This is a genomic window from Burkholderia sp. Bp9143 (assembly GCF_003853645.1).
In the GTDB taxonomy this organism is placed as follows: domain Bacteria; phylum Pseudomonadota; class Gammaproteobacteria; order Burkholderiales; family Burkholderiaceae; genus Burkholderia.
Map to the genome: position 1 here is coordinate 117326 of NZ_QTPO01000011.1, position 22944 is coordinate 140269.

Genomic DNA, 22944 nt, shown 5'->3' on the forward strand with positions numbered 1-22944 from the left:
GGCGGGAACGGGCGCCACGGCCCGTTATTCGCTTGAACAGCCGCTAGGCACGCACGTCCGCGCGCTTTCTCCAGACGGCAAGGCACACGAGCGCGCCGAGCATCCCGCCGAGGTGGGCGAAATGCGCGATACCGCTCGTGTCGCCGCTGAGACCGGACAGCAATTCGGTCACCGCATAGCCGGTCGCGAAGAGCCAGGCCGGCATCGGCACGGGCGGAAACAGCAGGACGACGCGCCGTTGCGGAAACAGCACGGCGTAGGCGATCAATGCACCGAACACGCCCGCCGACGCGCCGACGGTCGGCGCGCCGCCGGCAGGCAAGGCCCGGATGACCGCGAGCTGCGTGATCGCGCCGGCCAGCACGCTCGCCAGATAGAGCCCGAGAAAGCGCGCGCGCCCGAGCACGCGTTCGACGTCGCGTCCGAACATGTAGAGCCCGAACATGTTGAACGCAAGATGGGCGAGACTGGCATGCAGCACGCTGTAGGTCAGCAGTTGCCAGACGTGGAAACCCGGCGCCGCCGGCATTCCCGCGCGAGCGGGCGGCCACAGCGCGAACAGGTCGATGAGCGCCGGGCCGCCGCTTGCCTCGGCGATGAACACGGCGAAGTTCACCAGAATCAATGCGTAGGTCATGGCGATGGAATCCGCGGGACGGAAGTGACGTTGCCGGCCAGCGGCGCGGCCGGGATCGAACGTCACGACATACCGTCAAGTTAGCGGTGGCACGTGCGCGGCCGTTGAGGCAGATCATGGCCGGCCGCCGCCTGGTGCGTTCCGGTCGAGCCTGGCCGTCCGCGCTTCGTCGCGGCGATCGCGAGCGTCACGTTGACGTGCGTCAAGCCTGCCCGGGGCGCCGCGCTTACGCTGAACTCCGGAAGCATGTGTCGCCGCCGCGCGGGGCACGTGCGTATCGTCCACGCAAAGGGCAACGGGAGCTTCATCATGCACATCGGAAGAATCAGTACCCAGCCGGTCGAATCGTGCACGGCCGAATGCAGTGCGTTTGAACTGGCCGACCGCATGCGGCACGCGCATGTCGGCGATATCGTCGTGATCGAGTACCGCGATGGCGAAGCCGTTCCGATCGGCCTGGTGACGGACCGCGATCTCGTGATCGAGGTGATGGCCCGCGGCGACGATCCGGCCGACGTGACGGCGGGGCAGATCATGTCGCGGGGCCTGGTCGTCGTGTCGGACACGGACGAGATCGGCGTCGCGCTCGAGGAGATGCGCCGGTCGGGCATCCGGAGGCTGCCGGTCGTCGACGACGCGGGCCGCCTCGTCGGCATCGTGACGCTCGACGATATCGTCGAGCATCTCGCGGGGCTGCTCGGCGGCGTCGCGGAAGTCGGCAAGCTGCAGCAGATCGAGGAGCAGCGGTTCCGCGCGTGACGTCGCGGCGGCGGCGCCCGGCCCGGGTGGCCGGGCCGGTTGCCCGCGGGGCTCGCACCGCCAGCTTACTTACGCAAAGAGGCGAGCAGTGGCGCCCAGAACGCGTGGCTTCCGTACGCCGCGGCATCGCAATCGGTGTCGAAACGAATCGAGATCGCAGCCTCCGGTTCGGTCAGCGGGTCCGCATGCTCGATCTGTCGGGCCAGCACGGCGGTGTCGGCATCGGAGGCATCGCGTCCATGTGCCGCCCGCGCCGCGACACGCGCGGCGAGCGTCGCCTGACTCGCGGTGAAATCAAGAATCACCACGCGCACGCCGAGCCGTGCGGCCAGCGAGATGAACGCCGCGCGGTTGCGTTCGCGCAGGAACGTCGCGTCGACGAGCGCCGTGTAGCCGCTGTCGAGCACCACGCCGGCCTCTGAAAGCAGTCGTTCGTAGATTTCGTCGATCGCCGTGTCCGAATAGGCGCCCGGCGGCAGGCGGGTTTGCTCGGACGCACCCGCGAAGCGCTTGCGTTCGACATCGCTGGACAGCCTGATCGCCCCGAGCCGCTCGGACAGGGCGCGGCTGGCCAGCGATTTGCCCGACCCGGACACGCCGTGACACAGGAGCAGCACCGGGTGCGCATCGCGTCGCGTAGCGGCCATGGCCGACGCAGTGCGCAGATAGCGGGCGCGCACCGCTTCGTCGCCGCGCAGACGCGCGGTCAGCCCGCGCACCAGCGCCCGATAGACGAAGTAGCACGGCAGCACGCCCAGTGCCGCATGGTCGCCCGTGCGTGCCAGCCATCCGGACAGGAGGCGGTGGGCGCAATCCTCGCGCCCGTGGGCGGAGAAATCCATCAACGCGAACGCGAGATCGCTCGCCACGTCGATCCAGCGCAGCGCGTCGGCGAATTCGATGCAGTCGAACATCAGAATCCGGTTGCGCCAGCGGACGATGTTGTCGAGATGCAGATCGCCGTGGCACGCGCGCACGAAACCGTGCGCATGCCGATCGGCAAGCCGCGGTGCGATGCGGGTCAACTCGGCTGCGTACCAGGCGCGCAGCGCGGCTTCGTCCGGCACGGCGACGTCGAGCGTGTCGAGCAATGGCCGGCACTGGGCCGCGACGCTCGCCGCACTGCCGGGATGGCCGCGCGGCGCACGGCGCGGCGCGTGCAGATGATGGCGGGCCAGCGTATCGGCGAGGGCGTCCGCATCGGCCAGGCCGTCGTCGCGCGACGCGCTGCGAACCGACAACATCGCATCCGCGTCGAACCGGCGCATGCGCACGATGTACTCGCCGGGCGCCGTCTGCCGCCGCCGGCGCCCGCCGGTCGGTACCGGCGCACCGAACGTGCAGCGCCGGCCGCGCGCGACGAGCGGCCAGACGCCCAGGTACAGCGGGCCGGCGAACGGTCGATTGAGCGTGCACTCCGCGAGCGCGCAGCGGCGCCGCTGTGCAGGGCGCACGAGATCGACGAACGCGAAGTGCACGGGCTTGATCCGCTTGTACGCGTAGCGCCCGGCCAGATAGACGACGGACAGATGGGTTTCGATCCGCTCGATGCGGCCCGCGGGGTGCGGATACGTGACGGGCCGGCTCAATGCGCGATCGAACTGCATCGCCTTTCGTCGTGCATTTCCGCGGCCCAGCGCGAACGGTACGTGAGGCGTTCGGGACATGATGGACGGATCGGTGTGGCGGGGCGCGCGTCCTCGTTGCCGCGCCCCGCGGGTTGGGTTCGCACGAGAACGGCACGTTCTCGTCTGCTCGATTTTGCCGGACCGGTGGGGCAAGCCAAGCATCACCGCTCGACGGACTCCATTGCAGCCGAGCAGCGCGCGTGCCGACTTGATACGCGTCAAGCCTGCCACGCAAGAGGACGCTTGACGCAGGTCAACCGCGTTCGCGAGTGCGGCAATACAGTCGGTTCCATCACCCGTGAAGGCGTGACAGCGCGCGGCATGCGGCATGCGCGCCGCGCGATGGCGGGATTGGCGCCGGGCGCGGTCATGTCGCTCGATTGCGGGCGGAACTCACGGCCCGACGAGGCATTCACGATGAAACAACGGGCATTGATGATCGGCGTGCTGCTTGCATTGGGCGCATGTGCGGGGCCAGAGCGGGCCGGAACATTCAGGACGACGGAAACGCAACTGCTTGCGATGCGTCAGGCAGCATCGCTGCAGTGCTCGACACCGTCGGAATGCGATCGTGCGTGGAGTCGCACGCGGCGCTATGTCGAAGCCCATTCGTCGACCCGAATCACGCGAGCGAGTGCCGACCGGATCGAAACGGCGCAACCGTATCTCGCGGGCGCAGTCTATCTCTGGGCATTGCGCGCGGCATCGGGCGACGGCGGCGCGGTGATCCGGCTCAAGGTGATGTGCAAGGGCATGTACGACAGCAATGGCGGGCCGGGGTGGCAATACGATGCGTGCGCCAGGAAAATCCTCGAGATAGGGAACGGTTTTCAGTCGTACGAGAACCCGCCCCGTTAGCGGCGAATGCCGCCGCACCGCGACAACGCGGCCTCTCATGTCGTGGATGCCCGGATCCGGGGCAATGGCAGACGGCAAACGGCAGACGGCAGACGGCAGACGACTTCGGCCGGCATGCGGCTCTGGCCGCCCGTATGGTCGCGGCCGATTTCGATGTGGTTTCAAACCGTTGACCTTGGTCAACGCGGGCTTGCGCCGAGTGCCGATGATGGAATTGACGTCCTCCTCCGCGCCTAAAGGCGGAGGATTCCCACACCTGGCGATGCACGTCCGCATCGGAGAATGTTCAGAGCAGCATTGGTATCACGATCATGCACGACACCACAGTCACTGCAGGCCCACTCTCTTACTCGCAATCCTGCGATGCCTTTCGGCCGCGTCGTGCTGTCTTTCGACCCGCACGCCGAACAGGACTGGGTGGAACCGCTTTCGTCGACTTCCTCGAACGTGGCTCCGTGCGCGATCGCCTTGTAACGGAGCTTGTTTCGAAAGGACGACCAGGATGCGTCGTAGACGCTCTTCGCCATCCTGGTTCTGGCGAGCTTCGCGGCCGACACGTTGCCGACCGCGATGTAATCGAAGCGACGGACCAGATCGAGCGCGAGCTTGTGCTGGGAATCGGCACGGGCATTCGCGACCTTGGCGTGCAACTTCGCGATATGCCGCTTGTGCTTTCGCGCCCGTTGCGCTTTCGCGAGCTTCTCGGCCGCGCGCCGACCGAACCGATCGTTAGGCAGCTTCTCGCCGGTCGAAAGTGTGGCGAAGTCTTTCAGGCCGAGATCGATACCGACACCCGAACGGATCGGGCGTGCCTGAACATCAGGCATCTCGATCACGATGTTGAGAAACCAGTTGCCGCGCGCATCCTGCGCAAAGTTGGTTCCGTCCTTGATCTTTCCGTCGGGAAGCGGTCGGCTATTGAATACGCGAAAGGCGTTGCCACCAAAGCGAAACGCATCGCCCTCGCGCTTCAGGTCACGGCCCTTCAGCGGCACCCAGCCCAGCGATTTCCTGCCGCGATAGCGCAGGTAGGATCGGCGGCACTGACTGCGCGACTTCGCGTATTGCTCGCACGTGGCGTTGACCGTGCCGGAATGAATGCCGAGCGCCTTGCTGCTGCCGGTCGTCAGCACGTTCAAGTCGAAACCCGACGGCCATTTCTTGAGCCACTTGAGCGCGTGCTTCTGCGTGTCGTTGCAGAAGTTCCAGACGTAGTTCACCGCGCGGCTTTGCTTGTTAAGCAGTCCGTTGAGCGACTTCACCCGGTAGCGGTAGACAAGGATCATGCTGGTGATCCTAACCCGTGGAAGAAGCTGCCTGTCAACAGCACTCCTTTCCTTCCCGCCATTCGCCCCGAAGGAAGTCCCCTTGGGGGAAATGGCGGGGTTTCTCGGAGCAAATTCTGATGAATCCGGACGCCGCAAGCGCGTCCGCTCATTCCGCGAGGTTCGCATGTACACGAATATCATGGTCGCAATGGACGGCAGTCCTTCCGCGAAAAAGGCGCTCGACGAAGGCCTCAGGATGGCGAGGCTGTGCGGTGCCCGGCTGTTCGCCGTTTTCGTCGTCGACAAATCGACCCTGTTCGTTTACGGCGGCCGCATGGAACCCGAAGCCTTGCTCGACGAGATCCGGCGCCATGGCGCGGCGATCCTGCGGGATGCCGACCGGACGATCTCGCACGCGTCAGTCAATGGCGAGACGGAAATCATCGAGACCGATTACGGTCAGGACGTCGCGGAGCGCCTGCAGCAATACGTCGTCGACCATGCGATCGATCTGGCCGTGGTCGGCACGCACGGTCGACGCGGTGTCCGGCGGCTGGTGCTCGGCAGTGTCGCCGAACGCTTCCTGCGCACCTCGAGTTGCCCGGTCCTGCTCGTGCGCGACGACGATGCCGCGCACGCTACCGTCGCGGCGGCCTAGCGTCGCTGCCATGCCACCTGCCCAGGTGATCATCATGCAGATCTCGTTTCCTTCCGAACATCCGACGTATTACGGCGTCGACCCCGCGCTGAGCTTTCCGGCCCTCGTCGAAGGCCGCCGCGTGCACTGCGCGATCACCGCAGCCGCGCTGGAAGATCACTTCCGCGCGGCGTCGCCTCGCGAGCAGGATCTCGTCGACGCGTTTGCGCGCCATCGTCCCGCCATCGAACGGGCGGCGCGCTGCCTGCTCGAGGAAGTCGGCGGGCGGCCGATCCTGCTTCACAGCGGCTATTTCCGATTCTGCACGTGAGCGGCCTCCGCCCTTGACGCGCATCAAGCGCGTGCCTGGGCGGGCGCGTACGCTGGATTTTCGAAAGATCACTCGTCCCTTGCGCGGCCTGCGGCGTCGCGCCATCCGATCTTCATTGCGGCCGATGCCGTCGGGACGAAGGCGACGGCCGCACGTCAACTATCGAAGGAGTACGAACCATGAGCAACATGACGCGTTACGATCCTTTTTCGATCGAACCCGTTTCCGACCTGTTCCAGGGGCTGTTCAGGCCGCTGCGCGGCATGGCGCTGGCCGACGAACCCAATCTTGCGTCGATGAAGATCGACGTCACCGAAAACGACAAGGCGTATACGGTCAACGCGGAACTGCCCGGCGTCGCCAAGGACGACATCGACGTCCAGGTCACGGGAAATACCGTATCGATCAACGCGAAGATCGAGCGCAACAGCGAGCAGAAGGACGGCGAGCGCGTGATCCGGCGCGAGCGCTACAGCGGTGCGATCAGCCGCTCGTTCTCGCTGTCGGGCGACATCGACGACGCGAACGCGACGGCGACGTATCAGGATGGCGTGCTGTCGCTGACGTTGCCGAAGAAGGCGCCGGTCGGGCAGAAGAAGCTCACGATCAGCTGATCGGGTGACAGGCAGCGGGCGATGCCGACACGCATCGCCCACCATGAGGAGCCGGCGCGCGGAGTGATCCGCGCGCCGTTTCGTTGAAGCGGCCGCATGTGCGCCTACGCATGCGACGGCGTACCGCCGATCCGATAGCCGACCGTCTGCGCGAGGATCGGCAACTCGTCCTCGTTCAGCCGCAATGCGTCGGCGAGCGTGCGGTGATTGATCCAGCCGCGCACGACCGTGCCGAGGCCGGCCGCCGCGCAGTACAGCGAGACGTTCTGCGCGATGGCGCCGGCCGCGATTGCCGAGAACACGTCGCGTTGTTGCGGCGGCATGTCGAGTATCGCGGCAGTCCGGACGACGTAGACGAGATCCAGCGGCGCACGGCCGACGAAGTCCTGATAGCCGGTCAGGTTGCGCGCATCGACCGCATGCTTCAGCACGAGCCGGTGCGCGGGCGCATCGTAACGATAGACGCCGTACGGCAGCGCGACGTAGATGTCGATTTCATTGAATGCGTGCGCGGACGGCGCGGTACGGCCGCCGCTTGCCGGCCGGTTGATGCCGTCCGCCGCCCACAGGATCGTGCCGAGCGTCGCGGGCGGCAGCGGCGTGGCGGCGAATTCGCGGGAACTCATCCGGGTCGCGAGCGCCGCCATCAACGGCACGCCGGTGTCGAGCATCGGGCGCGGCAGGTCGACGATCGGCGGCGACTCGCCCTCGGGCGACACCGGCTGCGCCGCGGGCGCCGGCGAATAGGTCAGCAGTTGCTGTTCGGTCATTCGAGTCTCCTTGAAGCGTGACCGCGCGTGCCTGGAACGTCGCGCATCGGCGATCTCACGATAAGGCGGCCGGGCCGCATCGGGTTGACCTCCGTCAAGCGACGCATCGACCGGTCACGCCGTGCGGCGCGAGGCATCCGTTGACCTGCATCAGCGATCGGGGGCCGCGCGTGTGCAACTCTGCTTGTGTGCGGCGAACAGGCGCGCCGCGGCTCACAGGAGAGCAGACGATGAAAACCGACAAGCAGTTGAAGCAGGACGTTCAGGATGAACTGGAGTCCGACCCGTCGATCGATTCGACACGCATCGGTGTCGAGGTCACCGACCGGATCGTGACGCTTTCGGGGCACCCGCCGAGCTATGCGGAGAAGCTGGCGATCGAGCGCGCGGCGAACCGCGTGGGCGGCGTCAAGGCGCTCGTCGTCGACATGACCGTGCATCTGCCGGACGACGACGTGCGCACCGACGAGGACATCGCGAAAGCGGTGCGCTCGGTCCTGCACTGGACGGTCGGTCTGCACGACGATGCGGTCAAGGTGCAGGTCGAGCGCGGCTGGATCACGCTGTCCGGCAAGGTCGACTGGGCGTACCAGAGCCATCTGGCCGTGCGGTCGATCTCGCAGATGCGCAGCGTGACCGGCGTGACCGACCACATCGCGGTGCAGGGGACGGTCGGCGCCGACGACATCGGCAGCAACATCAAGCGCGCGATCATGCGTCACGCGGAGCGCGAAGCGAAGCACATCGCGATCGACGTGCACGACGGCACCGTGCGGTTGTCCGGCAAGGTCGGCTCGTTTTCCGAGCGCAAGGCCGTGCGCGGTGCCGCGTGGTCGGCGCGAGGCGTGCGCGCGGTCGTCGACGACCTGGTCGTCGAGTGAAGCCGGCGGGCGTCCGGCGGATACGCAGCTCGCGGGGCGCCAGGAGGAAAGCCAGATGACACTGTCAGGCGAACTGCACGAAGCGGACTGGTCGGTCGCGATCGAGACGGTCGCGGCCGAACCAGGCGGCTTTCGTTGCCGGATCCACGTCACGCTCGCGTCGCCGGATGGCGTCTGCGAGCGGACGTTCGCGCACTGCAGAACCCATGCAACCGAGCGCGAGGCCGCGATCGACGGGCTGCGCATTGGGATGACGTGGATCGAGATGAAGAAGTCGGACACCTTCACGGTCTGAACCGGCGGGTGTCGCGGGCGGGGCGCGTCGGTCGCCGCGTCGGTGCCGTCGCGCGACGCATCGATTCGCGCGCCGGTCGTCTATCTCGTCTTGTGCGAGACGCGGCGGCGCTGGACGCGCCGTCTCTTGCACGCACGCGTATGCCGGCGCGGCCGCCGGACATGATTGGCAACCGCATCGGTCACGGTCGGAAAGAAACTGGCGGCGCCGAATACGTCGAACAAGCCGTAGGCGCGCAGGCGATCCTTCACGGGCCCCTTCATCTCCGCGAAATTCAATGCGATGCCTCGCTTCCCGAACTCCTCGTGCAGTGCCACGAGCCGATCCGCGGCGCTCACGTCGATGTCGGTGACGGGCTCGGCCGCGACCACGATGCGCGTGACCGGGCCCGCCGATCGTGCGATCGCGGCATCCAGATGCTCGCAGAAGATCTCGACGTTCGCATAGAAGAGCGGCGCGTCCCAGCGGAACAGCACGAGCCCGGGCGTTTGCGCCGCGTCCGGATGCCGCGCGACGTCGTGATAGCCGCGCACGCCCGTCAGCCGGCCCAGCACCGCGTCGTACGGATGCCAGGCCCGCCAGACGAACGACAGCAGCGACAGCGCGCTGGCGAGCAGGATGCCGGGCACGACGCCCATGCCGATCACGCCGGCGAAGCACAGCACGGAAATCAGGCATTCTCCGCGGCGCATCCGGTACAGCCGCACGACGCTGCGGACGTCGGCGATGCCGAACGCCGCGTAGATCACGACCGCGGCCAGCGCCGTGCGCGGGACGAAGGTCAGCAGCGCCGGCGCGGCGATGAGCAGTATCGCGATGCACGCGGCCGCGACGACATTCGTGACCTGGCTTTGCGCGCCGGCGGCGATCGCGACCGGCGTGCGCGACGCGCTGCTGCTGACCGCGCAGCCACGCGTCACGCCGGCCAGCAGGTTGGCGGCACCCAATGCGATCAGCTCCTGGTTGCGGTCCGGCGCATCGCCTGCGCGGGCGGACAGCGCGCGCGACAGCATGCTGATGTCGGCGAACGACACCAGCGCAACGGCGATCGCGCCGGACGCGAGTGCGCTCACGTCGGCGAGCGAGACGACCGGAAGCTGCGGGGCGGGCATGCCGGCCGGCAACGCGCCGACCGTCGCGATCCCGTGCCAGGGCGGTAGGCGGGCGACGAGCGTGGCCGCCAGCACGGCGATCAATACGCCGGGCCAGCGCGGTGTCACGCGTTTCATCAGGAAAATGGCCGCGAGCGCGGCGACGCCGAGCAGACCGGCAGCGCTGGAAAAACGGCCGTCGACGAGCGCATGCACGATACGCGGGATGCTGGAAAACACGTCGCCACCCGATACCGGCATGCCGAGCAGTTCGGGCAGCCGCCCGACCGCGAGCGCGATGGCGATGCCGTTCAGGTAACCGTACTGGATCGGGCGCGACAGCAGATCGGTGACGAAGCCGAGGCCGAGCGCACCGAGCAGGATGCAGATCGTTCCCGCCGACAGTGCCAGCGCGCCGGACAGCGCGATCGCGCGCTGCGGGTCGTGGCCGGCGAGCGGGGCGATGGCGCCCGCGATCAGTGCCGCGAGCGCGGAATCGGGGCCGAGGACGAGGATCCGGCTCGGGCCGAGCAGCGCATAGGCGAGCAACGCGGCGATCGACGCATAGAGCCCGGTGATGGCGGGCAGACCGGCCGCCTGCGCGTAGCTCATGCCGACCGGCACCAGCACGGCGGACAGCGCGATGCCTGCGTACAGGTCGCGCGACAGCCATGCGCGCCGGTAGTTCGCGAGCAGCGCGACGCCCGGGAGCATGCGGACGATCCGTCCGGAAAGGGGCGCGTTCATCGCATCGTCATCCGGGCGCAATCCAGGCAAAAAACGGGGCCTGGTCCGGCGAGCGCGAGTTCATCGGGATGCGGTCGGTATCGACAGAGGTACGAATGGTGTTACGAGCGTGACCGTGGCGTCAAATGCCGCGGCGATGCCGGCGCACCGGATGCCGGCGCGGTGTCCCGACACGGCCGCACGCCGCTTCAGCTTCACGCGGCCTTGATCCCCGCCAGTTGCAGCGCCTGGGCGAAGCGGGCCAGCGTGGCGATCGATCCCGTCACGCTTTCGTACCGCTCGCGCCCGATCTGCCCGTCGAGTGTCACCAGCATGCCGGCGTCTCGGGCGAGTGCGACGAGTGCGATCGTATCGAGCGCGGCGGTGTCGGACGTGTCGGACGTGGCGGCCCGCATCCCCGAATCGGAACGATAGTCGGCGTGTGACATGGCGTCTCTCCTGGTTGTTTTGCGATCGGTGTGCCGGGCTGCCGGTATCCGTGATTTCAGTATCGTTGCCGCGCGCCCCCGGTTCAATCAGCGTGTCCCGAAGTCGAGGTAGGAATCGCGACCGTTACGTCGGCGGATTCCTACACGGCGCGGGACGTCGAAGAGGAGATTAGCCGCAGCGTGCCGGCGCACGTTCCCGACGGCGGGCATACCAGCTTCCGATCGCGTGCCAGATCTCGGCCGCGGATTCGCAATACGTGAACAGTTCGAGATCGCGGCGGTCGATCATCCCTTCGTCCGCGAGAAACGGCAGGTCGACGGCGCGGCGCCAATACGCCTCGCCGACGAGGATGACCGGCAACGGCGCGATCTTGCGCGTCTGCAGCAGCGTCAGCACCTCGAACAGCTCGTCGAACGTGCCGTAGCCGCCGGGAAAAAATACCGCCGCCTTCGCGCGCTCGAGCAGGTGCAGCTTGCGGATCGCGAAGTAGTGAAACCGGAAGCAGAGATCCGGCGTGATGTACGGATTCGGCGCCTGTTCGCGCGGCAGCTCGATATTGAAGCCGATGCTCGGTGCGCCGCGCTCGTAGGCGCCGCGGTTGGCGGCTTCCATGATGCCGGGGCCGCCGCCGGTCACGATCGCGAGCCGCGCGGTGCGCGTGCATCGGTCGGCATGCGCGACGATGCGCCCGAATTCGCGCGCGACGCGGTAATACACGCTGTGCTCGACGAGCCGGCTGGCGACCGCGACGGCGCGGCGCCGGCCCGCGTCGTGCGGACGCTCCGCGAGCAGCCGATTCGCTTCGTCCAGCCGTGCATTCGCGACGGACGGCGCGGCGATGCGCGTGCTGCCGTAGATCACGACCGCATGGCCGATGCGTTCGATCTGCAGGCGCTCCTCGGCTTTCCAGTAGTCCAGTTGCAGCCGGATGCCCCGCATGCTCGGGCGCTGCAGCAGCGTCGCGTCGTCAGCGACAGCGGGGCGGTTCGGGCGCTTGACGACGCGCCCTGTGCGACGCGGGATGCGCCGGGTGCCGTCGTCGGCGACGATTGCATCCGGCCGTGTCCGCAGCCGCTTGCCGCGTGTCTTTGCCGCCGACGCGCCGGATACGGTTCGGGGGCGTGCGCGGCCCTTCGCGACACCCGTGGAAATGCGTTTGACGATGGTCGACATGAACGGAAGGGCCGAGCGCCGGTTACTGGCTCAACACCCATTGCACGAGCCGATGCGCGTCGTCGCGGGACAGCGGCCCACCGCGATCGACCGCCGACGGCATCGGCGTGTCGCCCCAGTGCACGCGGCCGCCGACGCGCAGCTTGCGTTCCAGTTCCGCGGCGGCTTTCGGATCGCCGCGGTACCGTTCCGCGATCTCGTGGAATGACGGCCCGAGGAACGTCACGTCGGGCGTATGGCAGAACATGCAGTGCTGCGCATTGACGAGTTCGGTCGGCTCGGGCACGGTCGTTTGCGCGGCGGCCGTGCCGGCCGTCACGGCAATCACGCAGAGGGCGGCGCAACGCATGATGCTCATGTTCGTTTCCTCGTCGGGATCAGGAGAAGGAGATCACGTCGTCGAGCGGGCGACGCGGCGAATGCGGCGTGTGCGGACCGCGCCCGACCCGCAGCAGCAACTGCGGCTCGCCGCGCAGCCCGAGCATATGGCACAGATGGGCGCGCAGCCCGGCCGTCTCGATCGGCTGGTTCAGGTAAGACGCGGTATAACCGGCGCGCGTCGCGACGAGCAGGATCCGCTCCAGCGCCTGGCCGGTGGCGAGCCAGGCTTCGCGATCGTCGCGCACGGTCGCGATGCACACGATCAGCGGCGATGCGCCGACGAGCTGGTGATGCAGCGCGGCCAGCCCGTTGCCGAGATCGAAGGTCCGTACCGCCATCGTCACGACCGGTGCCGCGAAGTCCAGCAGCGTCGGCACGCCGGCCGCGAATGCCGGCATGCCGTCGTCGTGCCGGCGCGGATCGATCCAGCTCGCCAGTTCGCGCCGGAAGCGCGGGTCCGCGAACTGCTGACGATCGGCCTCCGCGACCAGCTCGGCGACGCGTGCACGATGCGCGATCGAATCGACGCATGCGACGTCGGCGCCTTCCGCGACGCCGGCTGCGATCAGTTCTTGCTGGATCTCGTCCGGAACAGCCGTCGATTCGAACGGTGCGCGAGTGGTGACGCGGTCCGGAATCGCATCGAACAGCGTGCCGAGGGATGCGTCGGAATAGCCGTCGTCGCAGATCCGCACCTGCGCCAGGAGATCGGGGTCGACTTCGGAAGGAAACGTGCTGATCGTGTGCGCGAGCCCGGCATGATTGAGCGCGACACGCAGATTGAGCAACGCCGCCCCGCAACTGATGATCAGCTCGCGATCGAACGGGTCGATCACGGGCAACGCGCGAACGCGGTCGGCGCACACCGAGATCGTGGCGCCGTTGACCAGGAAGCGCCACGGCTGGGAATTGTGGCTGGACGGAGCCAGCACCGCGTAGCCCAGCAGCGACCTCAGATCATGGTCGGGACGGGTGCTTGCGGCAAGCGGGGGAACGGATATCATCGATCATCTCCAGGTCGCCGCTCCGGCGGCGCAACGCCACTTCATCGTGTCAGCAACCGTTCGGTGGCCGTTGACCCACATCAAGCGCGAGTCATCGGGCCGAACGCACGCTGTGACTGACGCGTAGCCTTGGAAGGCAAAGCGCGCGAAGACGATCGCGCGGGGAGGCGAGCATGCTTGCGATGATGTTTGACGGCACGACACCGCATTTGCGCGAGGCGCGCGTGCCGGATCCGTCGCCCGTGGCGGGCCAGCTCCTGATCGACATCCATGCGTGCGGCGTGTGCCGGACCGATCTCCACGTCGTCGACGGCGAGCTCGCGCACCCGAAGCTGCCGCTGATTCCGGGGCATGAGATCGTCGGAACGGTGCGCCGGCTGGGCGAAGGCGTGACGGGCTTCGCCGTCGGCGACCGGGTGGGCGTGCCCTGGCTCGGCTCGACATGCGGGCATTGCGCGTATTGCAGAGCCGGCCGCGAAAACCTGTGCGACAGCCCGGGATTCACCGGTTATACGATCGACGGCGGCTATGCCGAGTGCGCGGTCGCCGACCATCGGTATTGCGTGCATCTGCCGCAGCGCTATTCCGATCTGGAAGCCGCGCCGCTGCTGTGCGCCGGGCTGATCGGCTATCGAACCCTGCGCATGGCGGGCGACGCGCGCCGCGTCGGCATCTACGGTTTCGGCGCCGCGGCGCATCTCGTCGCGCAGGTCGCGCATGGCGAAGGACGCAAGGTGTTTGCGTTGACGAAGCCCGGCGATACGGTGGCGCAGCAGCTCGCGCTGTCACTGGGCGCCGCATGGGCGGGCGGCAGCGACGAAGCGCCGCCCGAGCCGCTCGATGCCGCGCTGATTTTCGCGCCGGTGGGTGCGCTGGTGCCGGCCGCGTTGCGCGCGCTCGACAAAGGCGGGATCGTCGTGTGCGGCGGCATTCACATGAGCGACATCCCGGGCTTTCCGTACGCGTGGCTGTGGGGCGAGCGCCGCATCGCGTCGGTGGCCAACCTGACGCGTGCGGATGCGGTCGAGTTCATGCGGATCGCGGCCGCGATGCCGTTGCGGGTCGAGGCCGTGCGCTACGCGCTGGCCGATGCGAACCGCGCACTCGACGACTTGCGCGGCGGGCGCGTGTCGGGCGCCGCCGTGCTGGGCATGCGCAGTTGATCGGCTCGACGGATGAGCGGCGCGGTCAGATCTGCCGCAGGCCTTCCGAATCGACGATCCGGATCTGCTTTCCCTGCGCCGCGACGAGCCCCTTGTGCTGGAACTTCGACAGCATGCGGCTGACCGTCTCGAGCTTCATCCCGAGATATTCGCCGATTTCGTCGCGCGTCATCCGCAGCACGAATTCCGCGGCCGAGTAGCCGCGCGCCTTGAAGCGTGCGGAAAGATTCAGCAGGAACGCGGCCACGCGCTGCTCGGCGGTCATCGTGCCGAGCAGCAGCATCTGCGTGGATTCGCGCACGATCTCGCCGCTCATCATCTGGTACACGTGATGCTGCAACGGCCGCACTTCGCGGCACATCTGCTCGAGCTGGCCGAACGGGATGATGCAGACCGTGCTGTCCTCGAGCGCGATCGCGTCGCCGTTGTGGTGTCCGGTGTGCACGCCGTCGAGCCCGAGCGACTCGCCGACGATCTGGAAGCCGGTGATCTGCTCGTCGCCGTCGCGATGCATCACGATGGTCTTGAACGAGCCGGTTCTCACGGCATAGATGCTGTTGAATGCGTCGCCCGCGCGAAACAGCGTTTCGCCGCGCTTGACGTGGCGCGTCGTGCAGATCATCGCGTCGACGCGCGCGAAGTCGTCGGACGAAAGATCGGGCGGCAGGCAGACGGTACGCAATGCGCACGTCGAACAGCGGGACGCGGCGCGCTTGGGCTGATCCGCCGGTTCGACCGGATGCAGCGGGATGAACGGGCGTAACGGCATGGTCGTCGAGACTTCGGCACTGCTCTGCATGATCGGCTCCAGTTCGGGGACAGCGGCGGCTCGCCGTCGGGCGGGGTCGCGCTGGCCGTTGTACCGGCGGCCTTGGTCTCTGCCGCCTTCGTGTCGGGAAAGCCTCATCGGACGCGCAGGGAGACCGATACGCCGGTCTCGACGGTGATGCTGCCCTTGCTCCACGAGGCACGCTTGTTTGCTTTTCTTGATGTGCAGTATGGATGTTGCGCGACGTCAAGAAAATCAGCCGGAATTGAACTTGCGGTAGGAGAGCGGGAAGTCTTGTAGGGGGTTTCCTACAGGGGCGCGGCAACTTGTCGCGCTCGGCGCGGGCGTGCGTCGGATCCGGATGGCGGGCGGGCCGTCGCCGTGCCGGCGTGGCCGCCGTCACCGGTGCGTTCGGGAAATCCGGGCGGGGGCGGGGACTCGACCGTGCCCGATGCCGCCCGCCGTCAGAGCTCGTCGGGGTCGTCGAACAGCTTGTGGCGCATCGCGTAGCGCACGAGCGCCGTGTCGTTCGGCATCTGCATCTTTTCGAGGATCCGCGTCTTGTAGGTGCTGACGGTCTTGACGCTCACGCAGAGCGCCTGCGCGATTTCGGAAATCGACTCGCCGCTGGTGACGCGCCGGAACACGTCGAACTCGCGGTCGGACAGGCGCTGGTGCGGCAGGAGATCGGTCGGCTCGTTCAGGCTCTGCGCGAATTGCTCGGCCATGGTCAGGCTGACGTAGACGCCGCCGGCGGCGATCTTGGTGAGCGCCGCGACCAGTTCCGCGCTGGCGCTTTCCTTGGTCATGTACCCCGAGGCCCCCGCGCGGAATGCACGCACCGCGTACTGCTGCTCGGCATGCATCGTCAGCACGAGGATATGCAACGCCGGCTTCTCGTCCTTGATCTGCTTGATGAGTTCGACGCCGTTGCGGCCGGGCATCGACAGGTCGAGCACGAGCACGTTCGCGTCCTTGTCGCGCATGAGCGCGATCGTCGAAGTACTGTCCTGCGCTTCGCCGACGACTTCGAAGCCACTTGCGTTCTGCAGGATGTGCCGCAGGCCGTCCCGGACGAGGGCGTGGTCGTCGGCGATGAGTACCCTGATCATGAATGCACATCTCCTTGCTGGATGGCGTGAAGCGGCAGCGCCACGGTGATCGTGAATCCCGTTCCCGGCCGGTTGTCGATCGTCACCGTGCCGTCGAGCATGTGCGCGCGCTCGCGGATGCCGATCAGGCCGAACGACGGGCGGTCCTGCACATTGCCGCGGGGGTTCTCCGGCGCGCCGTGACCGTTGTCCGCGATGCGCAGCATGCAATAACCGTCTTCCATTTTCAATGCCAGCGTCACGTTCGTCGCGTCCGAGTGCCGCGCGACGTTGGTCAGCGCCTCCTGCACGATGCGGAACAGCGTGGTTGCGCCGGCGCCGGTGAACGCGGTATCGACGGGCGCGATGTCGCGGTCGACCGTGATCCGGTAGCGGCGCGTGAAATCGTTTGCAAGCCATTCGATCGCCGGGACGAGGCCCAGGTCGTCGAGCATCACCGGCCGCAGATCGGCCGCGATGCGCCGAACCGACGCAACGGTCGAATCGATCAGGTGGTGCATGCCGCCCAGTTGCTCGCGCACGCCGGTGTTGGGGGCGACGATGCCGGCGAGCCCCAGCTCGACGGCGGAGAGATCCATCTTGAGCGCGGTGAGCTGCTGGCCGAGGTCGTCGTGCAATTCGCGCGCGATCCGCGTTTTCTCTTCCTCCCGCACGTTCTGCAGGTTGGCGGACAGGTCGCGCAGTTCCTCGCGCGACTGCTTGAGCGCGTTTTCCGCCCGCACCCGCTCGGTGACGTCGCGCAGCATGACCGTGTACAGCTTGCCGGTGCCGTCGCGGATCTGCGAGATGGACGCCTCGATCGGGAACTCGGTGCCGTCGCCGCGCATGCCGAACAGCACGCGTTGCCGCCCCATCTGGCGCTCCGACACGCCGGTCACGCCGAATTGCTCGACGTGCCGCGCATGCGCGGCGCGGAAGCGCTCGGGGATGAAGCGCGACAGCGGCGCACCGACCGCCTCCATCGCGGAGACGCCGAACACCTGTTCGGCGGCCGGATTGAAGATGACGATCGTCTGGCTTTCGTCGACGGTGATGATGGCCTCCATCGATGACCGGATGATGCCCATCATCCGGGCCTCGGTGGGGGTGGTGTCGCCCGCGTGGATATCGGCGCGCGCGCGCTTCGCGGCGAGCTGCCGCACGAGCGTGGCCAGCGTCAGCGACAGTGCGACGCCGGCCAGCAGCACGGCCATCGCGGCGCCCGACATGGCGGGGCGCGGCGCGGTGTAGTGCAGCGAGAGCGGCATGCCGCCGAAGGTCAGCGAATCGATTCGCCTGAACGTATCGCGTGCGCCGGAGGCGGCGTCGCCGCCGCCGAAGCCGCCTGAATAGACCGGGGCCGCCGGATCGTCGGCCACGATTTCCATGCGCAGGCGGTCGAGTACGGACGCATTGACGAGACGGTCCGGGTTCAGCGACGCGTAAACGTATCCGGTCGCGCTCGCGTGCCGTGGCCCGGACCGCGCCCCGTGTTCAGCATCCGCATAAATCGCCAGGTACAGCGTCAGTTCCGTCCGGGCGATCGACGCGTCGGTGCTGTCCTGGAACGCGTTCGCGGCCATCGCGACCCTGCCGGTTTCCACCGCCCGCTGCAGCGCGTGCCGGGTCGACTGATCGTCGATGGCGGCGCTCGGTTCGATTCTGCCGAGGCCGCGGACGGGAGATTGCAACCCGTCCAGATCGAGACTGGCGAGATAGCCGCGCCACGCAGGCCCGGATTGCGGCGGTGCCAGTGTCGCCGCGAAGCCCCGCGCGCCGCGCAATACGGCAGCGGCGCCGAGCAGGCTGCGCCGGAGGTCGGCGGTCGCGAGCGTCGCGGTTTGCTCGAACCTGGCCTGGGCGGCTTGTCGGGTCTCCTCCTGCAGTAACCGGGATGCCGCAAACGTTGCAGCCAGACCCAGCGCCAGCGTCAGCAGCGCGGCCATGGCTGCGTATCGGGCGGGCCGGATCCGGTGCGGAGCCGGCCCGGCCTCGAAGGAGGGCGCATTCACTGTCATTGCCGTTCATCCTGACGGATTTCGCCGGCGGCTGGCGGGCTGGCGGCGGGCCGGACGCGAGGCACGAAAAGCGGGGCGGGCCGGAACTGCGATGTTGCCCGGATTGTGCGCGTTTTAACGACGCTCGCCAATCGGGACCGATGCGTACGGGCGCCGCCGTGCGGGCTTGATCCGTGTCAACGAAAAGGCGTTCGCCGGGATCAGACTGACTTGACGAACCCATCGAATCCGGATGACGGCAGGGAGGCATCATGTACCAACGGATCTTCGCGGCACTCGACGGCAGCCGCGGCGCACGGCTCGCGCTCGACGAGGCGATTTCGCTCGCCCGCGATTCGGGCAGCCTGGTCATCGCGATGTGCGTGGTATCGGATGCGCCCCGTCTGGCCGACGTCGACAGCGGCTATATCGACCAGCGCGACCCGGCCGGACTCGACGCGGACCGGGCCGCGATCGCGGTTTCTGATGCGGAAACGGCGTTTCAGCTGTCCGGCGTGCGCGGCATCGCGCAAACGATCGACGCGTGCGGAGAGGACATTTCTGACGTGCTGGCGCGTGCCGCCGCCGAATGCAATGCGGACCTGATCGTGATGGGCACGCATGGACGTCGCGGCGTGCACCGGGCGTTGCTCGGCAGCGTCGCCGAATCGCTGGTGCGCATCGCGGACCGGCCGGTGCTGGTCGTACGGGAGGGGCCGGGCGCGTGCGCCTGCATGTTGTGAAGGTTGTGACGGAGGAGCGTCACAGTCACACGTAGCGGGCAGCCGCAGGCGGCTGCCCGTTTTCACGCGCTCAGTGGGACAGCAGGACCGGCACCGTCATCGTCTCGAGGATCGTGCGCGTCGCACCGCCCAGCACGCGTTCGTGCATGCGGGCATGACTGTACAGGCCCATCACCAGCAGATCCGCATGCAGGTCGGTCACCCGGTTCAGCAGCGTCGCGCCCACGCTCACCGACCGCGCGCGCGGCGTGGTGGAGAACGACGCGCGGATGCCGTGACGTTCGAGATACGCGGCGACATCGACGCCCGCCGGCGTCTTGTCCGGATCGGGTTGCCCGCGGGAGACCGTCTCGACGTTGACGAAGCGCGCGCGGGCGAGCAGCGGCAGCGCATCGGCCATCACGCGCGCGGCCTCGCGTCCGCCGTCCCAGCCGATCAGCACGTTCTCGCCGATCGTTCGCACGTCGCCCGCGTAGGGCACGACGAGCGCCGGCCGTCCGCTGCCCATCACGACATCCTCGACGAAATGGCGCGCCACGTAGGTCAGGCGGTCGTCGGGGTCCTCCTGGCCGAGCACCAGCAGATCGGCGTGGCGCGCATGCAGGACCGCGGCCTCGGTCGCGTTGCCGGTCGGCGCCTGCCATTCGACGCTGCGGCCGGCGCGTTCGGCGGCGATCAGGAACCTTTCTTCCGCTTCCTTGCGCCGCTGTTCGCACAGGCGTTCATAGACGGCCAGCTTGAGTGGCTCGTCAGGCCGCCGCAACGGCTCGAAGAGATCCTGGCAGACCACGTAGAGGCCGATCAGGTGGGCGTTCCAGCGTCCCGCGAGTTCGAGCGCGAGGTCGACGCGTGTCTTGCAGCGCTCGCTGTCGTCGAGATGGACGAGCAGGGTCTTGTAGCTCATGACGGCTCCTTTTCGGTTGATGCCGCGGTGGTCTCGGCGGACGCCTTCGCTGCGCAGCTCGCCGGAATCATCAGGACCGGGCGCGAGGCAAGACGCAGCACGCGCTCGGCCACGCTGCCGAGGAAGATGCGCTGAAAGCCGCGCCGGCCGTGCGTGCCCATCACGATCAGGTCGGCGCCGATCTCGCCGGCGAGACGGACGATGCGTTGCGGGACGTCTTCACCCGTCGGCGCGACATTGGAGATCTGCGGCGTGCCGGCGACGTCGCGCGCCTTCATGCGCTTCGCCGCGTCCTCCGTGACGCGCAGCCCTTCCTCGCGGAAAGCATCGATCAGGATCGACGGATCGTATCCGTAGGTATCGTAGGCCGGCACCAGGAAATCGACGATGTAGACGGGGGTCAGCCGTGCACCCGTCTCCGACGCGAGATCCAGCGCGGCGTCGAGTGCGCGGGACGACGTGTCGCTGCCGTCGAGCGCAACCAGAATGTTCGAGTACATGGTGTTTCCCTAGAACGGATGTCGATGAAATCATCATCGGCGCATGTGCGCCGATCGCGCTGATCTGGATCAACCGTCGCGGTTGCCGCGCAGCACGCGCACCGCGGCGCGCGCGGCGACCCACGCTTCGTTGGTCGGCTCCACGACGACCGTGACCGCGCTCGACGCAGACGACACGACATGCGCGTGGTCGGCGTTCGCATGTGCGTCGAGTTCGATGCCGAGCCAGCCGAGCGACGCACAGATCCGTGCACGCAGTTGCGCCGAGTGTTCGCCGATGCCGGCCGTGAAGACCAGCATGTCGAGGCCGCCGAGCAGGGCGGTCAGCGCACCGGTCTCGCGCACGATGCGATGGACGTACAGGGCCAGCGCATCGCGGGCCGGCGTGTCGCCGGCCGCCTCGCACGCGAGCAGCACGCGCGGATCGCCCGATGCGCCGGACACGCCCTTGAGCCCCGACTCGTGATAGAGCAGGTGCCCCAGGTCGTCGCCCGATAGCTTCCCGACCTCGAGCAGGTGCAGGACGACGCCCGGATCGAGCGTCCCGCAGCGGGTGCTCATCATCAATCCGTCGAGCGCGGAGAAGCCCATGGTCGTCGCGACACTGCGGCAGTCGCGCAGCGCGCACAGGCTTGCGCCGCTGCCGAGATGGGCGGCGATCACGCGGCCGTGCGCGCGCGCGCCGAACGACTCGTCGAGCGCGACGGCCAGGTATTCGTAAGACAGCCCATGGAACCCGTAACGACGCACGCCCTGGTCGAACCATGCATGCGGCAAGGGCAGCAGTTGCTCGACACGCGGCAGCGTGCGATGAAACGCCGTGTCGAACACCGCGATTTGCGCGACGTCCGGAAACGCGTCGCGCAGCGCGTCGATCGCGTCCAGGCTGTGCGGCTGATGCAATGGCGCCAGCGGCGTCAGCGTGCGAAGCGCGTCGAGCACGTCGTCGTCGACGACCACCGGCTCCACGTACCGCGCGCCGCCGTGCACGACGCGATGCGCGATCGCGCCGAGCGTGATGTGCGGCAGCTGCTCGCGGATCCAGGTCGCGATCCGCGCCAGCACGGCGCGGTAGGGATCGCCCGCGACCCGCGGCAGCGAACCGCCCGGCTCGGCGTCGAAGCGGATCGACACGCCGTTGCCGGTCGCGACCGCTTCGCCGTCGTGCAGCGGCCGCCGCACGGGATCGCCGTGCGGCGGATACGCAAAGACGGCGAACTTCACGCTCGACGAACCGGCATTGACGACGAGCAGCGCGAGCGTACGCATCGGCCGGCTCAGTGCGACATCAGCACCGGCAGCGTCATCGACGCCAGCACCGTCCGGGTGGCGCCGCCCATCACCAGCTCGCGCCAGCGCGGATGGCCGTAGGCGCCCATCACGAGCAGGTCGGAACCCGTTTCATACGCGCGTGACAGCAACGTGTCGCCGATCGTCGAGCCGGCACCGGTATCGATGTCGAGCACGGTCACGTCGCGCGCATGGCGCGCCAGCATCAACGCGGCATCGGCGGCCGGAATGCGCGTGGTCGCCGCTTCCGAGTCGCCGTCGACCACGGCGACGACCGTCGTGCGCTTTGCATGCTCGAGAAAGGGCATCGCGTCATGCGCGGCGCGGGCGGCTTCCCGGCTTCCGTCCCAGGCGACGAACACCCGTTCGCCGATCGACGGGAATTCCCCGGTGTACGGCACGAACAGCACCGGGCGACCGGCGGACAACACGAGGTTCTCCGGAAACTGGTCGTCGATGTAGGTCTCGGGATCGTTCGGGTCGCTCTGGCCCGCAATCACGAGGTCGGCAAGACGTGCGGCGTGCGGCACGGCCAGGTTCGCGCGCTCGTCGGCACGCACCCAGGCTGCCGCCACTTTCGCGCGTGCCGTCTCCGCATGGAACAGGCGTTCCAGCGCGGCGAGCCGTTCGTCGCGCTGTTCGCGTTGCTCACGGAAGTAATCCGCGGATCCGGCCATCACGTAGAACGAGTGCGGTTCCGGCGTGTAGACCGCGAACACGCCGGTCAGATGCGCACCGAAGCGCCGGGAGAGCCGCAACGCGAGTTCCAGGCGCGAATGCGCGCGGACGCTCGTATCGAGGTGCACGACTATGCTCTTGTAGCTCATCGGAATCGCTCCATCGACGGGTGATCCGCCAGTGCCATCCAGTCTACGGAGCAGGGTTTCCGCGCGCTTGACTCAGATCAACGGCTGCCGCGCGCGATGCCCGCACAGTGAAGCGGTCGCGATGCCGGTCAAGGGCAGGCGGCAAGAGGCGGGATGC

The 22944-nt window shown here is 67.8% G+C and carries 25 protein-coding genes; 9 read left to right on the forward strand and 16 right to left on the reverse strand.

Annotated features, from left to right (window positions below):
- Nucleotides 1-43: 43 nt before the first annotated feature.
- A complete protein-coding gene (locus DIE23_RS10910) occupies nucleotides 44-637 on the reverse strand; it encodes a rhomboid family intramembrane serine protease (protein WP_124612126.1) in 594 nt (197 codons plus the stop codon).
- A gap of 309 nt (nucleotides 638-946) precedes the next feature.
- On the opposite strand from DIE23_RS10910, the gene DIE23_RS10915 reads away from it, so the two are divergent.
- Nucleotides 947-1396 carry a CBS domain-containing protein gene (locus DIE23_RS10915; RefSeq protein WP_124612127.1) on the forward strand — a complete coding sequence of 150 codons (450 nt, stop codon included), beginning with the start codon at nucleotides 947-949 and terminating at the stop codon, nucleotides 1394-1396.
- Between the two features lie 65 nt (nucleotides 1397-1461).
- On the opposite strand, the gene DIE23_RS10920 is transcribed toward DIE23_RS10915, so the two are convergent.
- A complete protein-coding gene (locus tag DIE23_RS10920; RefSeq protein WP_124612128.1) occupies nucleotides 1462-3063 on the reverse strand; it encodes a bifunctional aminoglycoside phosphotransferase/ATP-binding protein in 1602 nt (533 codons plus the stop codon).
- A gap of 105 nt (nucleotides 3064-3168) precedes the next feature.
- Here DIE23_RS10920 and DIE23_RS40125 point away from each other — a divergent pair, with 105 nt between their 5' ends.
- The gene (locus DIE23_RS40125; protein WP_260436036.1) at nucleotides 3169-3882 is read left to right on the forward strand and encodes a hypothetical protein; all 714 of its coding nucleotides are present in this window, start codon (nucleotides 3169-3171) and stop codon (nucleotides 3880-3882) included.
- Nucleotides 3883-4115: 233 nt separating this feature from the next.
- Here the strand turns inward: DIE23_RS40125 and DIE23_RS10930 are convergent, their stop codons facing one another.
- Complete coding sequence (locus DIE23_RS10930; protein WP_124612129.1) at nucleotides 4116-5168, reverse strand: RNA-guided endonuclease TnpB family protein; 1053 nt, start codon at nucleotides 5166-5168, stop codon at nucleotides 4116-4118.
- 166 nt (nucleotides 5169-5334) lie between these two features.
- Between DIE23_RS10930 and DIE23_RS10935 the strand changes: the two genes are divergently transcribed.
- The 3 genes from DIE23_RS10935 (at nucleotide 5335) to DIE23_RS10945 (ending at nucleotide 6732) form a co-directional block, all read left to right on the forward strand.
- On the forward strand, nucleotides 5335-5808 hold the full coding sequence (locus tag DIE23_RS10935; protein WP_124612188.1) for a universal stress protein: 474 nt from the start codon (nucleotides 5335-5337) through the stop codon (nucleotides 5806-5808).
- A 34-nt stretch (nucleotides 5809-5842) separates the two neighbouring features.
- Nucleotides 5843-6118, forward strand: a complete 276-nt coding sequence (locus DIE23_RS10940) for a DUF1488 domain-containing protein (RefSeq protein WP_124612130.1) — start codon at nucleotides 5843-5845, stop codon at nucleotides 6116-6118.
- 179 nt (nucleotides 6119-6297) lie between these two features.
- Entirely contained in the window at nucleotides 6298-6732 is a 435-nt protein-coding gene (locus DIE23_RS10945) for an Hsp20/alpha crystallin family protein (protein WP_124612131.1), read from the forward strand.
- Between the two features lie 104 nt (nucleotides 6733-6836).
- Here the strand turns inward: DIE23_RS10945 and DIE23_RS10950 are convergent, their stop codons facing one another.
- Nucleotides 6837-7502 carry a nitroreductase family protein gene (locus DIE23_RS10950; protein WP_124612132.1) on the reverse strand — a complete coding sequence of 222 codons (666 nt, stop codon included), beginning with the start codon at nucleotides 7500-7502 and terminating at the stop codon, nucleotides 6837-6839.
- A gap of 230 nt (nucleotides 7503-7732) precedes the next feature.
- Here DIE23_RS10950 and DIE23_RS10955 point away from each other — a divergent pair, with 230 nt between their 5' ends.
- Together DIE23_RS10955 and DIE23_RS10960 are read left to right on the forward strand one after the other, a co-directional pair.
- Entirely contained in the window at nucleotides 7733-8383 is a 651-nt protein-coding gene (locus tag DIE23_RS10955) for a BON domain-containing protein (RefSeq protein WP_124612133.1), read from the forward strand.
- A 55-nt stretch (nucleotides 8384-8438) separates the two neighbouring features.
- Complete coding sequence (locus tag DIE23_RS10960; RefSeq protein WP_124612134.1) at nucleotides 8439-8678, forward strand: hypothetical protein; 240 nt, start codon at nucleotides 8439-8441, stop codon at nucleotides 8676-8678.
- Nucleotides 8679-8758: 80 nt separating this feature from the next.
- Here DIE23_RS10960 and DIE23_RS10965 read toward each other — a convergent pair whose 3' ends face one another.
- From DIE23_RS10965 to DIE23_RS10985, 5 genes are all read right to left on the reverse strand, one after another.
- A complete protein-coding gene (locus tag DIE23_RS10965) occupies nucleotides 8759-10516 on the reverse strand; it encodes a SulP family inorganic anion transporter (protein ID WP_124612135.1) in 1758 nt (585 codons plus the stop codon).
- 194 nt (nucleotides 10517-10710) lie between these two features.
- On the reverse strand, nucleotides 10711-10911 hold the full coding sequence (locus DIE23_RS10970; RefSeq protein ID WP_409364230.1) for a hypothetical protein: 201 nt from the start codon (nucleotides 10909-10911) through the stop codon (nucleotides 10711-10713).
- Nucleotides 10912-11113: 202 nt separating this feature from the next.
- On the reverse strand, nucleotides 11114-12118 hold the full coding sequence (locus tag DIE23_RS10975) for a TIGR00730 family Rossman fold protein (RefSeq protein WP_124612137.1): 1005 nt from the start codon (nucleotides 12116-12118) through the stop codon (nucleotides 11114-11116).
- A 22-nt stretch (nucleotides 12119-12140) separates the two neighbouring features.
- Nucleotides 12141-12476: a c-type cytochrome gene (locus tag DIE23_RS10980; RefSeq protein WP_124612138.1), complete on the reverse strand. Its 336-nt coding sequence runs from the start codon at nucleotides 12474-12476 to the stop codon at nucleotides 12141-12143.
- 19 nt (nucleotides 12477-12495) lie between these two features.
- Complete coding sequence (locus tag DIE23_RS10985) at nucleotides 12496-13503, reverse strand: Acg family FMN-binding oxidoreductase (RefSeq protein WP_124612139.1); 1008 nt, start codon at nucleotides 13501-13503, stop codon at nucleotides 12496-12498.
- Nucleotides 13504-13676: 173 nt separating this feature from the next.
- Between DIE23_RS10985 and DIE23_RS10990 the strand changes: the two genes are divergently transcribed.
- Nucleotides 13677-14666: a zinc-dependent alcohol dehydrogenase family protein gene (locus DIE23_RS10990; RefSeq protein ID WP_124612140.1), complete on the forward strand. Its 990-nt coding sequence runs from the start codon at nucleotides 13677-13679 to the stop codon at nucleotides 14664-14666.
- Nucleotides 14667-14691: 25 nt separating this feature from the next.
- Here DIE23_RS10990 and fnr read toward each other — a convergent pair whose 3' ends face one another.
- The 3 genes from fnr to DIE23_RS11005 all read right to left on the reverse strand — a co-directional run bounded on the left by fnr (nucleotide 14692) and on the right by DIE23_RS11005 (nucleotide 18544).
- Entirely contained in the window at nucleotides 14692-15465 is a 774-nt protein-coding gene (fnr, locus tag DIE23_RS10995) for a fumarate/nitrate reduction transcriptional regulator Fnr (RefSeq protein ID WP_124612141.1), read from the reverse strand.
- A gap of 434 nt (nucleotides 15466-15899) precedes the next feature.
- Nucleotides 15900-16547, reverse strand: coding sequence for a response regulator transcription factor (locus tag DIE23_RS11000; RefSeq protein ID WP_124612142.1), 648 nt, complete (start codon nucleotides 16545-16547; stop codon nucleotides 15900-15902).
- The gene (locus DIE23_RS11005; protein ID WP_124612143.1) at nucleotides 16544-18544 is read right to left on the reverse strand and encodes a PAS domain S-box protein; all 2001 of its coding nucleotides are present in this window, start codon (nucleotides 18542-18544) and stop codon (nucleotides 16544-16546) included. The genes DIE23_RS11000 and DIE23_RS11005 overlap by 4 nt, the downstream gene beginning before the upstream one ends.
- 251 nt (nucleotides 18545-18795) lie before the next feature.
- Here DIE23_RS11005 and DIE23_RS11010 point away from each other — a divergent pair, with 251 nt between their 5' ends.
- A complete protein-coding gene (locus DIE23_RS11010; RefSeq protein WP_124612144.1) occupies nucleotides 18796-19266 on the forward strand; it encodes a universal stress protein in 471 nt (156 codons plus the stop codon).
- Between the two features lie 70 nt (nucleotides 19267-19336).
- On the opposite strand, the gene DIE23_RS11015 is transcribed toward DIE23_RS11010, so the two are convergent.
- The 4 genes from DIE23_RS11015 to DIE23_RS11030 all read right to left on the reverse strand — a co-directional run bounded on the left by DIE23_RS11015 (nucleotide 19337) and on the right by DIE23_RS11030 (nucleotide 22787).
- Nucleotides 19337-20170, reverse strand: coding sequence for a universal stress protein (locus tag DIE23_RS11015; RefSeq protein WP_124612145.1), 834 nt, complete (start codon nucleotides 20168-20170; stop codon nucleotides 19337-19339).
- The gene (locus DIE23_RS11020; RefSeq protein ID WP_124612146.1) at nucleotides 20167-20670 is read right to left on the reverse strand and encodes a universal stress protein; all 504 of its coding nucleotides are present in this window, start codon (nucleotides 20668-20670) and stop codon (nucleotides 20167-20169) included. Before DIE23_RS11020 ends, DIE23_RS11015 begins: the two co-directional genes overlap by 4 nt.
- Nucleotides 20671-20739: 69 nt before the next feature.
- Entirely contained in the window at nucleotides 20740-21939 is a 1200-nt protein-coding gene (locus DIE23_RS11025; protein ID WP_124612147.1) for an acetate/propionate family kinase, read from the reverse strand.
- A gap of 8 nt (nucleotides 21940-21947) precedes the next feature.
- Nucleotides 21948-22787, reverse strand: coding sequence for a universal stress protein (locus DIE23_RS11030; protein ID WP_124612148.1), 840 nt, complete (start codon nucleotides 22785-22787; stop codon nucleotides 21948-21950).
- Between the last annotated feature and the right edge of the window lie 157 nt (nucleotides 22788-22944).